16 protein-coding genes are annotated in these 12,561 nt (G+C 67.3%); 14 read left to right on the forward strand and 2 right to left on the reverse strand.

Annotation, left to right across the window (positions count from 1 at the left end):
- Positions 1–42: 42 nt before the first annotated feature.
- Positions 43–612: a 3'-5' exonuclease gene (locus tag JOF56_RS20610; RefSeq protein WP_209640640.1), complete on the reverse strand. Its 570-nt coding sequence runs from the start codon at positions 610–612 to the stop codon at positions 43–45.
- A gap of 72 nt (positions 613–684) precedes the next feature.
- Between JOF56_RS20610 and ffh the strand changes: the two genes are divergently transcribed.
- From ffh to JOF56_RS20670, 12 genes are all read left to right on the forward strand, one after another.
- Positions 685–2,226: a signal recognition particle protein gene (gene ffh / locus JOF56_RS20615; RefSeq protein ID WP_209640642.1), complete on the forward strand. Its 1,542-nt coding sequence runs from the start codon at positions 685–687 to the stop codon at positions 2,224–2,226.
- Positions 2,223–3,296, forward strand: a complete 1,074-nt coding sequence (locus tag JOF56_RS20620) for an amidohydrolase family protein (protein ID WP_209640644.1) — start codon at positions 2,223–2,225, stop codon at positions 3,294–3,296. Before ffh ends, JOF56_RS20620 begins: the two co-directional genes overlap by 4 nt.
- Before the next feature lie 130 nt (positions 3,297–3,426).
- Positions 3,427–4,164: a type II CAAX endopeptidase family protein gene (locus JOF56_RS20625; RefSeq protein WP_209640646.1), complete on the forward strand. Its 738-nt coding sequence runs from the start codon at positions 3,427–3,429 to the stop codon at positions 4,162–4,164.
- The gene (locus tag JOF56_RS20630) at positions 4,164–4,910 is read left to right on the forward strand and encodes a LamB/YcsF family protein (RefSeq protein WP_209640648.1); all 747 of its coding nucleotides are present in this window, start codon (positions 4,164–4,166) and stop codon (positions 4,908–4,910) included. The genes JOF56_RS20625 and JOF56_RS20630 overlap by 1 nt, the downstream gene beginning before the upstream one ends.
- A 169-nt stretch (positions 4,911–5,079) precedes the next feature.
- Entirely contained in the window at positions 5,080–5,526 is a 447-nt protein-coding gene (rpsP, locus tag JOF56_RS20635; RefSeq protein ID WP_209640650.1) for a 30S ribosomal protein S16, read from the forward strand.
- Positions 5,523–5,762, forward strand: coding sequence for an RNA-binding protein (locus JOF56_RS20640; RefSeq protein ID WP_033391510.1), 240 nt, complete (start codon positions 5,523–5,525; stop codon positions 5,760–5,762). Before rpsP ends, JOF56_RS20640 begins: the two co-directional genes overlap by 4 nt.
- A 2-nt stretch (positions 5,763–5,764) precedes the next feature.
- Positions 5,765–6,277: a ribosome maturation factor RimM gene (gene rimM, locus JOF56_RS20645; RefSeq protein WP_209640651.1), complete on the forward strand. Its 513-nt coding sequence runs from the start codon at positions 5,765–5,767 to the stop codon at positions 6,275–6,277.
- A gap of 2 nt (positions 6,278–6,279) precedes the next feature.
- Positions 6,280–7,041, forward strand: coding sequence for a tRNA (guanosine(37)-N1)-methyltransferase TrmD (gene trmD / locus JOF56_RS20650; protein ID WP_209640654.1), 762 nt, complete (start codon positions 6,280–6,282; stop codon positions 7,039–7,041).
- A 145-nt stretch (positions 7,042–7,186) separates the two neighbouring features.
- Positions 7,187–7,546 carry a 50S ribosomal protein L19 gene (rplS, locus tag JOF56_RS20655; protein ID WP_209640656.1) on the forward strand — a complete coding sequence of 120 codons (360 nt, stop codon included), beginning with the start codon at positions 7,187–7,189 and terminating at the stop codon, positions 7,544–7,546.
- A 33-nt stretch (positions 7,547–7,579) separates the two neighbouring features.
- Positions 7,580–8,572, forward strand: coding sequence for a signal peptidase I (lepB, locus tag JOF56_RS20660; protein WP_209640658.1), 993 nt, complete (start codon positions 7,580–7,582; stop codon positions 8,570–8,572).
- Between the two features lie 17 nt (positions 8,573–8,589).
- Complete coding sequence (locus JOF56_RS20665; protein WP_209640660.1) at positions 8,590–9,360, forward strand: ribonuclease HII; 771 nt, start codon at positions 8,590–8,592, stop codon at positions 9,358–9,360.
- Entirely contained in the window at positions 9,357–9,677 is a 321-nt protein-coding gene (locus tag JOF56_RS20670) for a DUF2469 domain-containing protein (protein WP_033391514.1), read from the forward strand. The genes JOF56_RS20665 and JOF56_RS20670 overlap by 4 nt, the downstream gene beginning before the upstream one ends.
- Here JOF56_RS20670 and pcaD read toward each other — a convergent pair.
- The gene (pcaD, locus tag JOF56_RS20675; protein ID WP_209640662.1) at positions 9,674–10,432 is read right to left on the reverse strand and encodes a 3-oxoadipate enol-lactonase; all 759 of its coding nucleotides are present in this window, start codon (positions 10,430–10,432) and stop codon (positions 9,674–9,676) included. The two genes, JOF56_RS20670 and pcaD, sit on opposite strands and share 4 nt — an antisense overlap.
- A gap of 208 nt (positions 10,433–10,640) precedes the next feature.
- On the opposite strand from pcaD, the gene JOF56_RS20680 reads away from it, so the two are divergent.
- Together JOF56_RS20680 and JOF56_RS20685 are read left to right on the forward strand one after the other, a co-directional pair.
- Complete coding sequence (locus JOF56_RS20680; protein ID WP_209640664.1) at positions 10,641–11,048, forward strand: YraN family protein; 408 nt, start codon at positions 10,641–10,643, stop codon at positions 11,046–11,048.
- Complete coding sequence (locus JOF56_RS20685) at positions 11,048–12,490, forward strand: YifB family Mg chelatase-like AAA ATPase (RefSeq protein WP_209640666.1); 1,443 nt, start codon at positions 11,048–11,050, stop codon at positions 12,488–12,490. Before JOF56_RS20680 ends, JOF56_RS20685 begins: the two co-directional genes overlap by 1 nt.
- Positions 12,491–12,561 lie beyond the last annotated feature (71 nt).

Below are 12,561 nucleotides of genomic sequence, written 5' to 3' on the forward strand. Positions count from 1 at the left end.
GGGTGGGGCCTGCCCGGGCGGTTCTCTAAACTGCGCGGTTCTCTACATGCTCATGAGCTTCGCGAACATCTCGCCTTGTTCGATCGCGTCGTCCAACGCGTGGTGCGTGTGCCGTCGTTTGGACAGCAGGTGCTTGGGCATCGTGCCTTTGGCAACGCCGCTGATCGGCCGTCCGCTGCGGGCCGCGAAGTACGTCTTCATGTCCAGGCACCGCGAATGCCCGAACGGGCTCGAGCCGGTGAACCGGATCAGGTACCAGTAGGTGAACATCCAGTCGAAGCTCGCCGGGTATGCCGTGAAGACCGCCGAAGCCCGGCCGCGGACCTCGTCGACCCACGCGGTGAACTCCGCCATCGCCGTTGCGGGGTCAGCGCCCTCAGCCACGAGCTTGGCCCGGTCCAACCCGCTCACCGCGAGCGCCTCGGGCACGAAGTCGTCGCTGATCGGCCGGAGCTCCCGGTAGAAGGTCTGACCAGCCGGGTCGACGGCCGTGAACACGTCACCGTCGTGCCGTCCGGCCACACACGCGCCGAGCGAAATCATCGAATAAGGCCCCGGTACGGGGCCGTCTGCCTCGATGTCCACCGAGATGTACACACTCGCCTTGGCCACTGCCACATCCTGCCCGAGCGGGACGACTACCCTGGTGTCTGATACCCACGACTTGCCTGGAGCGCCGTACCCGTGTTCGACACGCTTTCCGACCGGCTCACATCGGTCCTGCAGAACCTGCGTGGCAAGGGCCGACTGTCCGAGGCGGACATCGACGCGACCGCGCGTGAGATCCGTATCGCTCTGCTTGAGGCGGACGTCGCGCTGCCGGTGGTGCGCGCGTTCATCGCCCAGGTCAAGGAGCGGGCCAAGGGCGCGGAGGTCTCCGGCGCGCTGAACCCGGCGCAGCAGGTCGTCAAGATCGTCAACGAGGAGCTCATCGGCATCCTCGGCGGGGAGACCCGCAGGCTGCAGTTCGCCAAGCAGCCGCCGACGGTGATCATGCTCGCCGGTCTGCAGGGTTCCGGTAAGACCACGCTCGCGGGCAAGCTCGCGCGCTGGCTCAAGGGCCAGAACCACGCGCCGATGCTGGTCGCCTGTGACCTCCAGCGGCCCAACGCGGTCACCCAGCTGCAGGTGGTCGGTGAGCGCGCCGGTGTCGCGGTGTTCGCTCCCGAGCCCGGTAACGGCGTCGGCGACCCGGTGGACGTGGCCCGTCGTGCCATCGACGAGGCCAAGCGTGCCCAGCACGACGTGGTCATCGTCGACACCGCCGGCCGGCTGGGTGTCGACGAAGAGCTGATGAAGCAGGCCGCGGACATCCGTGACGCGGTCGAGCCCGACGAGATCCTGTTCGTGGTCGACGCGATGATCGGTCAGGACGCGGTCAACACGGCAGAGGCGTTCCGTGACGGCGTCGGCTTCAGCGGTGTCGTGCTGACGAAGCTCGACGGTGACGCCCGTGGTGGTGCCGCGCTGTCGGTCCGGCAGGTCACCGGCCAGCCGATCATGTTCGCGTCCAACGGCGAGAAGCTCGAGGACTTCGACGCCTTCCACCCCGACCGGATGGCCAGCCGCATCCTGGGCATGGGTGACGTGCTGTCGCTGATCGAGTCGGCCGAGAAGGTCTTCGACCAGCAGCAGGCCCAGGAGGCTGCGGAGAAGCTCACCCAGGGCCAGCTGACCCTGGAGGACTTCCTCGACCAGATGCTCGCGGTGCGCAAGATGGGCCCGATCGGCAACCTGCTGGGCATGCTGCCCGGTGGCGCGCAGATGAAGGAGGCCGCCGCCAACATCGACGACAAGCACCTGGACCGGCTGCAGGCGATCATCCGCGGCATGACCCCGGCCGAGCGGGCCGATCCCAAGATCATCAACGCTTCCCGCCGGGCCCGGATCGCCAATGGCTCCGGCGTCCGGGTCGCGGAGGTCAACGACCTGGTCAACCGGTTCTTCGACGCCCGCAAGATGATGCAGCAGATGGCGGGCCGGTTCGGCCTCGGCGGTGGCGGCGGGATGAGCCGCAAAGCCAAGAAGGACGCGCGCAAGAAGGGCCGCAAGGTCAAGGGCAGGGGCAACCTGCCCGCGCTGCCCGGCTTCCCCGCGGGCGCGGCGCCGGATCTGTCGAAGATGCCGCCCGGCCTCAACCAGCTCCCGCCCGGCCTGGCCGGTCTCGACCAGCTGCCGCCCGGATTCGACCCGTCGAAGCTGAAGTTCCCCAAGAAGGGCCAGTGACCTCGCTGCACCTGCGGGGAGTCGTGCTCCCCGGCGAGCAGACCCGCGACCTGTGGGTGGTCAACGGACGGATCCGGCTGACCCCGGTACCGAACGCGGAAACCGTGGTGGACGGCGGTTTCCTGGTGCCGGGTCTGGTGGACGCGCACTGCCACATCGGCATCTCGCCGTCCGGCAACCCCACTCTCGAGGAGTCGATCACCCAGGCGGAGACCGACCGCGACAGTGGCGCGCTGCTGGTGCGTGACTGCGGCGTGCCGATCGACACCAGGCCGTTGCAGGAAAGGCTCGACCTGCCCCGGATCATCCGTGCGGGCAGGCACATCAGCGCGCCGAAGCGCTACATCCGTTACCTGGGCGTGGAAGTCGAGGACCCGGAGAAGCTGCCCGACGCTGTCGCGGAGCAGGCCGCGTACGGCGACGGCTGGGTGAAGCTGGTCGGCGACTGGATCGACCGGGGCGTCGGCGATCTGGCCCCGCTGTGGCCGGACGACGTGCTCGCCCGGGCGATCAAGGTCGCGCACCAGGCAGGCGCCCGCGTCACCGCGCACGTCTTCGGCGAAGACGCCATCCCTGGCCTGCTCGCGGCCGGTATCGACTGCATCGAACACGGCACCGGGTTGACCGCGGACACGATCGCGACCATGGCCTCGTCGGGCGCCGCACTGGTGCCCACGTTGATCAACATCGAGACGTTCCCGGGGCTCGCGGCGCAGGCTTCGAAGTACCCCGCCTACGCCGCGCACATGCTCAAACTGCATGCCGGCGTGCGGGACACCGTGCGGATGGCGATCGAAGCCGGTGTGTCTGTGTACGCCGGCACAGACGCGGGCGGCGGAATCGAGCATGGTCGGCTCGTGGACGAGATCGAAGCCTTGCATGGCGCGGGAATGACACGGACGCAAGCGCTGGCCGCGGGCTCATGGGCGGCTCGCAGTTGGCTCGGCTATTCCAGCTTCGAGGACGGCTCGGCGGCAGACGTCATCGCCTACGAGACCGACCCGCGGCAGGACCTTGGCGCGCTGCGGTCACCGGCAAGGATCATCCTACGTGGGCGAATTGTGCGGTGACACGCCGAATGACTCGGTGACACGCCGACACAGTGCGTAGTCTCCAAAGCAGGTCGCGCACTCCGGCGCGGCCAGGTTGCACCGCCGGAGGACGCCCGTGATCCCACCCATACCACGGGAGCCGGAGACCATGGCCGTTGAGCCGGAGGCAGAACAACCGCCGCCACCCCCGGCGCATCGATGGGGAATCGGGGCGTTCCTGCTGGTAGAGGCGGCATTGCTGCTGTCGGCGGTGTTCATCAGCGCGATCCTGCAGCCCAGCGACTCCGGCCAGCCCGCGGGCGTGACGACCATCCTGGTCGGGTCGATCCTGCCGGTGTTCATCGCGACCGGCGTGGCGCTGCTGATCACCAGGATCCGGGGCAACGGCCCGAAAATCGACCTGCGCTGGTCCTACTCGCGGGCGGACTTCAAGATCGGCCTGAAGTTCGGGCTGATCGGGCTGGTGCTGACCACCATCGCCGCGATGGCGTGGACGCGGATCGTCGGCGAGCAGAACGCCACGTCGGCCTTCAGCGCGCTGGTCGACGGGCATTCCCTGCCGATCTCGGCGGCGATCGTGATGTTCCTGTACGCCTGGCTGATCGGCCCGATGTGCGAGGAGATCATCTTCCGCGGCCTGCTCTGGGGTGCGCTGGAACGGCTGCAGTGGGGCCGCTGGGCGGTCTTCGCGCTGAGCACGGCGGTGTTCGCGGTCAGCCACCTCGAGCCGTTGCGGACCTCGCTGCTGATCGTGATCGGCATCCCGATCGGCCTGGCCAGGCTGTACAGCGGCCGGCTCGGCGCGAGCGTGGTGGCCCACCAGGTGAACAACTTCCTGCCCGCGTTGACGGTTCTGTTGATCTCGCTCGGAGTGATGGCGCCCTGATGGACCTCAACAGCGATCTCGGCGAAGGCTTCGGCGTCTGGAAGCTCGGCGACGACTCGGCCTTACTGGGCGTGGTGACGTCGGCCAACGTCGCGTGCGGCTTCCACGCCGGTGACCCCCGCACCATGCGTTCGGTGTGCGAACTGGCGGCGTCCAACGGAGTGGCCATCGGTGCGCAGGTTTCCTACCGCGACCTGGCCGGGTTCGGGCGCCGTTTCATCGACGTCGACCCTGTCGAGTTGGCCGACGATGTGCTGTACCAAATCGGCGCTCTCTCGGCTTTCGCTACGGCCGCGGGTGCGCGTGTGGCGTATGTCAAGCCGCACGGTGCGTTGTACAACGCCATCGTCCACCATGACGCCCAAGCCGCTGCCGTCGTCGCCGGAGTCCGCGCATGGGGCGACGTGCCTGTGCTCGGCTTACCAGGCTCGTCGTTCTTGTCAGCCGCTTCAGCCGCAGGCCTGCGTACGGTCCACGAGGCTTTTGCCGACCGTGGTTACACGCCTGAAGGCACGCTCGTACCCCGCCGCGAACCTGGCGCCTTGCTCACGGACACGGCCGCCGTTGTCGACCGTGCACTGCGGCTGGCGTCCGATGGTGAGATCGTCGCCGTGGACGGCACCGTGATCAAAGCCGGTATCGACTCGCTCTGCCTGCATGGCGACACACCAGGCGCCGTACACCACGCTCAGGCGGTCCGTGCCGCGTTGGAAGAGGCTGGCGTCACCCTCACGCCCTTCGCCTGAGTGGGGGCGATTGGGAGCTCGGCCGGGTGTCTGGCAGAATACTTGGCTGTCCGCTGTGGCTGGACCCTCTCACCACGCCATGGCTGCCATTCGGGCCTCGCCCCCGTCCCCACTCGGGCCGAGCGAGTTCCACCCTGAGCATCCAGAACGTCGAGGAGTACCACAACCCGTGGCAGTCAAGATCAAGCTGCAGCGTCTGGGAAAGATCCGGTCGCCGTACTACCGCATCATCGTCGCCGACTCGCGCACCCGCCGTAGCGGCAAGGCCATCGAGACCATCGGGCGCTACCACCCGAAGGACGAGCCGAGCCTGATCGAGGTCGACTCCGAGCGCGCCCAGTACTGGCTGGGTGTCGGCGCGCAGCCGACCGACCCGGTGCAGCACCTGTTCGAGATCACCGGTGACTGGCAGAAGTTCAAGGGCCTGCCGGGCACCGAGGGCACCCTGAAGGTCAAGGAGCCCAAGGCCGACAAGGCCGAGCTGTTCGCCGCCGCGCTGGCCGCCGCGGGCGAGGAGCCGGTGACCGAGGCCACCACGCCGAAGAAGAAGAGCGCCAAGAAGGCCGACAAGGCCGATGAGGCCAAGTCGGACGAGGGCGCCAAGGACGAAGCGTGAGTTTCCTCGCGGACTCGCTCGAGCACCTGGTGCGCGGCATCGTGGACCACCCGGACGAGGTCCGGGTGGAACTCGTGACCACCCGCCGTGGCCGCACTCTCGAGGTTCACGTCCACCCCGACGATCTCGGCAAGGTGATCGGCCGGGGCGGGCGGACTGCGACCGCTCTGCGCACGGTCATGGCCGGGATCGGAGGCCGTGGGGTGCGTGTGGACGTGGTGGATACCGACCACTAGCCATGGACGTCGTCGTCGGCCGCGTGGCCAAGGCGCACGGGATTCGCGGCGAGCTCGCCGTGGACGTGCGCACAGACTCGCCTGACCAGCGCTTCGCTGTGGGCTCTGTCGTGGCCGCGCGGCTTCGCGACGGCAGTTCGAAGCCGTTGACGCTCTCGACCGTGCGGCCGCATGGCGAGCGTCTCCTCGTCACGTTCGACGAGGTACCGGACCGGACGGCCGCCGAGTCGCTGCGTGGCGCCCTGCTGCTCGCGGACACGGACTCGTTGCCGCCGAACGAGGATCCAGACGAGTTCTACGACCACGAGCTCGAAGGCCTGGCTGCCTTCCTGGTCGACGGCACGACCGTCGGCACAGTTCGTGAGGTCGTGCACAGCCCTGCCGGCGAGTTGCTCGCCGTGGACACGGCTGAGGGGCGTGAAGTACTCGTGCCGTTCGTGCGCGAGATCGTTCCCGAGGTGGACATCGCGGGCCGCCGCGTAGTCCTTGATCCCCCTGAGGGCCTGCTGGACTAGCCATGCGCATCGACGTTGTCACCATTTTCCCGGAGTACCTGACGCCTTTGCGGGCCGCTTTGCTGGGCAAGGCGATCGACCGTGGGCTGCTCGACGTGCGCGTCCACGACCTGCGCGACTGGACGCACGACGTGCACAAAGCCGTCGACGACAGCCCGTACGGCGGTGGCCCTGGCATGGTCATGAAGCCGCAGATATGGGGCGACGCCCTGGACTCTGTGTGCGCGGGCGATACGCCTCGCCTGGTCGTTCCCACGCCCGCGGGCAGACCGTTCGATCAGGAGATGGCCAGGCAGTACGCGACCGAGTCGAGGCTTGTCTTCGCGTGTGGCCGCTACGAGGGCATAGACCAGCGCGTGATCGACGACGCCGCCCAGCGGATGCCGGTGGACGAGGTCTCCATCGGAGACTATGTCCTGGTAGGCGGTGAGGTTGCCGTGATGGTGATGGTCGAGGCCGTCGCCCGGCTGCTGCCGGGTGTGCTGGGCAATCCGGCCTCCGCCCAGCAGGACTCGTTCTCCGACGGCCTGCTGGAAGGCCCCAGCTACACGCGTCCGGAGGTGTGGCGGGAGTTCGCGGTGCCGGACGTCCTGCGGTCGGGAAACCACGCTGCGATCGACCGCTGGCGCCGCGACCGGGCGCTGGAGCGGACCTTCCATCGGCGCCCTGACCTGCTGGAACAGCTGCCCGAGGGGGCGCTGGACAAGCATGACCGCGCACTGCTCGATCAGTTGCGCGCGGGGGCGATTTCGCCTCCGCCGTGACGACCTGTCATACTTCCTTGGTTGCTGCCGTCGGGCTCTGTTCCCGACGCGCGCCGCAAAGCCCCCTCCCAGGCTGGCTCGAGGTTTTCGCCGTGCCCGCCGGGAGACACGAAGAACGCACCCGATGACGAGGACGGACAAACCGATGAACACCCTGGATGCACTGGACGCCCAGTCGCTGCGTTCCGACATCCCGGACTTCCGGCCGGGCGACACGCTGAAGGTCCAGGTCCGCGTCATCGAGGGCTCGCGCTCGCGTGTCCAGGAGTTCCAGGGCGTCGTGATCCGCCGCCAGGGCGGTGGCATCCGCGAGACCTTCACCGTTCGCAAGATCTCCTACGGTGTCGGTGTGGAGCGGACTTTCCCGGTCCACTCGCCGAACGTCGCCAAGATCGAGGTCGCCAAGCGCGGTGACGTCCGCCGGGCGAAGCTGTACTACCTGCGCGAACTGCGCGGCAAGGCAGCCAAGATCAAGGAGAAGCGCGAAACCCCGTCGGGCGCGTGACGCTCGTAGGCACTTCTGCCGTAACCTGGCGACGTGGTTAATCCCGTGCACTCGAACGCACCCGAGGATGATCCCGAACGTCCGGAAGAAGTCACTGGTCCGCTGGAATCCCAAAAGTCCGAACAGCCCGAACCCGGTATTTACGAGTCTCGGCGCGGACGGCCCAGCGACAAGAGTGACTCAGCGGAGTCGGAATCAGCGAAGAAGTCCAAAAAGAAGAAGATGTCCTTCTGGAAAGAGCTGCCGATCCTCATCGGTGTCGCTCTTGTCCTGGTCTTCGTGATCCAGCAGTTCCTCGCCCGGGTGTACGTCATCCCATCGGGGTCGATGGAGCAGACGCTGCACGGGTGTCCCAGCTGCAACGGCGACCGCATCCTGGTCGAGAAGGTCACCTATTACTTCACCGACCCGGCCCCCGGCGACGTCATCGTCTTCAAGGGCCCGGGTCCGTGGGTGCAGAACGAATTCCAGACCGAGCGCTCGGACAACGCTTTTGTCCGGTTTTTCGAGCAGCTGGGTTCGGTGATCGGCCTTGCCCCGCCTGACGAGAAGGACTTCGTCAAGCGGGTCATCGCGACTCCTGGGCAGACCGTGCGCGGTGACGCCGACGGCCGTGTGTACGTCAACGACAAGTTGCTGAACGAGCCGTACGTGTACTGGGAGGGCGGCGCGCCCAACAACGACCAGGCATTCGAGCCGGTGACGGTTCCGCCGGGCGCGCTGTGGGTGATGGGCGACAACCGCAACAACTCGTCGGACTCCCGTAAGCAGGGCAACACCCGGCTCGAAGGCACCGTGCCCATCTCGGACGTGATCGGCAAGGCACAGGTCATCGTGCTGCCGCCGGGCCGCTGGGGCGGCATCAGCGACCCGAACCCGCAGGCGATCGGCGCTCCTGGGTGGCAGCAGGGCATCCCGCTCGGCGCGGGCGTGCTGCTGGCCTGGCCGGCGCTGTGGGCCGGTCGCCGGGTAACCCGGATGGTGACAGTGCGCGTCCGCAACGCGCGGGGATCCGATCGGACTTAACAACTGTGCCCGTCACCATGAGCCTGCGCCCGCCGCGCGTTCCCATTCGGCGTGACGGCGGGACTTGGGCGATGCAGGGCGCGCTGGAGCGTCGCGGCCTCGGACCGGTCGTCGGAGTCGACGAAGCCGGCCGGGGCGCGTGCGCGGGGCCGCTCGTGGTCGCGTCATGCGTGCTGAAGCCCGGCGACTCCGCGAAGTTCGAGGAGCTCACCGACTCGAAGCTGATGACCCCGGTCGCCCGTGACCGGATGTACGACCTGGTGCGCAAGCGTGCGCTGGACTATGCGGTCGTAGTGATCCCGCCCGATGAGGTGGATTCCCGCGGAGTGGGCTACGCGAACCTCGAAGGCATGCGCCGGTCGGTGGCACGGCTCAAACTGCACCCCGGCTACGTGCTGACCGACGGGTTCCGGGTCAGCGGCTTCACCGCCCCGGCCATGGCGGTCATCAAGGGCGACCTCGCTGTGGCGTGTATCGCAGCCGCGTCCGTGCTGGCCAAGGTGACCAGGGACCGGATAATGGGTGAGCTGCACGATGAGCTCCCGGTCTACGGTTTCGACGAGCACAAGGGCTACATCACCGGCCGGCACCATGCCGCGTTAGGTGAGCACGGCCCGAGCACGGTGCACCGTTGGTCGTACTCGAACGTGGCGTCCGCGGCCATAAAGCATGGCCTGCGCCCGCCGCGCCGGGTGGCGCTCAGCGTCGCGGCGGCCGACGTGGTTCACAATGGGGGCTCCCCTCGGCAAGGGGCTGAATCAGGACGAGGAGGAGCTCGGGTCGGATGAGTGCGGAGGATCTCGAGAAGTACGAGACCGAGATGGAGCTGCAGCTCTACCGGGAGTACCGCGACATCGTCGGCCAGTTCTCCTACGTGGTGGAGACGGAACGGCGGTTCTACCTGGCCAACTCGGTCGACGTGCAAATCCGGGACGCGGACGGCGAGGTGTACTTCGAGGTACGCATGTCCGACGCGTGGGTCTGGGACATGTACCGGCCCGCCCGGTTCGTCAAGAACGTCCGGGTGATCACGTTCAAGGACGTGAACGTCGAGGAGCTGGACAAGCCCGAGCTGCGTCTGCCGGACGAAGGACTCGGTTCCTAGCCGAGTAAGTGCGCACGCAGCAGGTCGTTGAACTCGATGGGGCGTTCCACGTTCGCCAGGTGCGCGGCGCCGTCCAGCACGGCCACACGGCTGCGCGGAATGCCGGCCGCGAGCTCCCGGGCGTGCTCAGGCGGCGTGGCGGGGTCGTCGGCGCCTGCGATGATCAGCGTCGGCGTGGGGATCCCCGGTAGTTCGGCGACGAAATCCCAGTCGCCCAGCGCCGCGCAGCAGCTGGCGTAGCCGTCGGCGGGAGTGTTGGCGATCATCGCGCGCAGGCCCGCGGCCTCATGCCGGTCGAAGTCCTTGGTCAGCCACCGGGTCAGCGAGAGATCGGCGATCCATTCCATGCCTTCGGCGCGTACCCGCTCGGCCCTCTCGCCCCACGCCTCCTTGGGCGCGAACCACGCCGAGGTGCACGCCAGGACGAGCTGGTCGACCCGATGCGGGTGATACCGGCCGAGCCACATGCCCACCGCGCCGCCGAGCGACACTCCGCAGAAGTGGGCCTTCTCGATCCGCAGATGGTCCATCAACGCCAGCACATCGCCCGCCAGATCGCTGATCTGGTACGGGCCCTGCGGCACAGGTGACTTGCCGTGGCCGCGGTGGTCGTAGCTGATCACCCGGTACTCGTCGGCGAGCGCCTCGCGCTGGGCCAGCCACATGTCCGAGTTGCTGCCGACAGAGCCGGAGAGGATGAGCACGGGGGCGTCCTGCGGGCCTTCGATCGTGTAGTGCACCTCTACGGGCTTCACGGGGCTCCCTTCAGTCGCCTCACAGTAGTGGCTTCGCGGCAGTGAAACACCCGTTACCACACACCCCCGACACACAAACCTCTTTCAAGATCATCTACGCGGACTTGTCCACAGCCGGCCACTTGTCCACAGCCCGGCCCCGCCCCTCTGGCCCACCCCCTGTCTCCCCGGCACTCTCGAATCCGGACGCGACGCCCAGGGAGACACGATGACGACCACAGCTCCACCAGCCACCAACGCACGCTCAGCGGACGTGGGAACCCACCGCCCGCACGCCCTCGGCCGCCGCGGCGAAGACCTGGCCGTCAGATACCTCCAGCAGACCGGCCTCGTCGTGCTCGACCGCAACTGGCGCTGCCGCGACGGCGAACTCGACCTCATCCTCACCGACGGCGCCCGCCTCGTGGTCTGCGAGGTCAAAACCCGGGCAGGCACCGGCTTCGGCCTGCCCGCGGAAGCCGTCGACGAAGCCAAGGCCAAACGCATCCGAAGGCTCACCCACACCTGGCTCTCCCAGTACCGCATCCCGTGGTGCGAACTGAGATTCGACATCATCGCGATCGTCTGGCCACCAGGTGGGCAACCCCGCATCCAGCACCTGAAGGACGCATTCTGATGGCCCTGGCTCAAGCCTGGTCGGTCGCCCTCTTCGGCATGGAGGGCCGAATGATCGAAATGGAAGCCTACATCGGCGCAGGCACCCCCAAGACAGTCCTCGTCGGCCTGCCCGACGCCGCCCTCACCGAAGCCAAGGACCGAGTCCACGCCGCCGTTCGCAACAGCGGCGAAGACTGGCCCAAGCAGCAGATCACCATCGGCCTCTCACCGGCTGCTATCCCCAAGCGGGGTGCGGATTACGACCTCGCCATGGCGTGCGTGATCTTGGCGGCAGCCAAGACCGTTCCTGCGGAGCTGCTTCGCGAGACGGTGTTGATCGGCGAGCTTGCGCTCGATGGGCGTGTCCGTGAAGTGCGCGGTGTGTTGCCCTGCCTGCTGGCCGCGCGTCGCGCAGGCTTGAAACGGGCCGTTGTACCAGCGGCGACTTTGCCAGAGGCGGCACTGGTGACCGGCATGGATGTGCTCGGTGCCAACACGCTGAAGGAGGTGCTGCACTGGCTCAGAGGCCAGGAAGACGCTCTTAGGATGCCAGAGCAGACAACGGAATGTTTTCCCGAAGACGAACCACCGGACATGTTCGATGTTGTCGGTCAGCCGGAGGCTCGCTGGGCCCTGGAAGTCGCCGCAGCCGGAGGTCACCACCTACTGCTCGTCGGGCCTCCGGGGACAGGAAAGACGATGCTCGCCAAGCGCTTGCCCGGACTTCTTCCCCCGCTGACGCACGAGCAGTCGCTGGAGGTCACAGCGGTTCATTCGATTGCCGGACTACTGAAGCCAGAAGCTCCGCTGATCAAAACTCCACCATTCTTCGCACCGCATCACTCGACTTCGGTGCCTGCCCTTGTTGGTGGCGGTGTCGGACTGGCCAAGCCCGGCGGGATAAGCAGAGCCCACTGCGGGGTGGTCTTCCTCGATGAAGCTTGTGAGTTCGCGCCCGACCGCCTGGAGTCGTTGCGTACTGCCATGGAGGAAGGCGAGATTCGGCTGGCTCGGCGGGATGGTGTGGTCCGATACCCCGCGCGCTTCCAACTTGTGCTTGCAACCAATCCATGTCCGTGCGCACCACCACGTGACGTGGACTGTTCGTGCCCGCCGAACACACGCCGTCGCTACTTCTCGAGGTTGTCCGGCCCTTTCATGGATCGGGTCGATCTTCGAGTTCGCATGCGCCCGCTCACTGCGATGTCTACAGTAGATGGTTCCGAGCCTGAGCGAACGGAGCAAGTGCGTGCTCGTGTCTGGCAAGCGAGGGAACGTGCCAGAAGGCGATGGGCGGAGCAAGGATGGGCGACAAACGCAGAAGTGCCGGGGCCGTCGCTGCGGCGTGAGTTCGCTCTGCCCCGCAAAGTGACAGCCCTGCTCGACCGTGGGCTGGATACGGGTGCGGTGACCGGGCGTGGTGCCGACCGCTGTCTCCGAGTCGCTAGAAACGTAGTCTAGCTGATGTGAGGAGCAAACGGGAGACAGACAATTCCGGCCTGGTCCGTGGCCTGCTGGAGCGTCATCGAGAC

Origin of the sequence: Kibdelosporangium banguiense, assembly GCF_017876405.1 — a bacterium.
GTDB lineage: Bacteria > Actinomycetota > Actinomycetes > Mycobacteriales > Pseudonocardiaceae > Kibdelosporangium > Kibdelosporangium banguiense.

Coding starts and splice junctions, on each gene's coding strand:
- JOF56_RS20665 (WP_209640660.1), top strand. CDS start 8,590: ATGAGCCTGCGCCCGCCGCGCGTTCCCATTCGGCGTGACGGCGGGACT.
- JOF56_RS20625 (WP_209640646.1), top strand. CDS start 3,427: ATGGCCGTTGAGCCGGAGGCAGAACAACCGCCGCCACCCCCGGCGCAT.
- JOF56_RS20685 (WP_209640666.1), top strand. CDS start 11,048: ATGGCCCTGGCTCAAGCCTGGTCGGTCGCCCTCTTCGGCATGGAGGGC.
- JOF56_RS20680 (WP_209640664.1), top strand. CDS start 10,641: ATGACGACCACAGCTCCACCAGCCACCAACGCACGCTCAGCGGACGTG.
- trmD (WP_209640654.1), top strand. CDS start 6,280: ATGCGCATCGACGTTGTCACCATTTTCCCGGAGTACCTGACGCCTTTG.
- JOF56_RS20630 (WP_209640648.1), top strand. CDS start 4,164: ATGGACCTCAACAGCGATCTCGGCGAAGGCTTCGGCGTCTGGAAGCTC.
- rplS (WP_209640656.1), top strand. CDS start 7,187: ATGAACACCCTGGATGCACTGGACGCCCAGTCGCTGCGTTCCGACATC.
- rimM (WP_209640651.1), top strand. CDS start 5,765: ATGGACGTCGTCGTCGGCCGCGTGGCCAAGGCGCACGGGATTCGCGGC.
- JOF56_RS20670 (WP_033391514.1), top strand. CDS start 9,357: ATGAGTGCGGAGGATCTCGAGAAGTACGAGACCGAGATGGAGCTGCAG.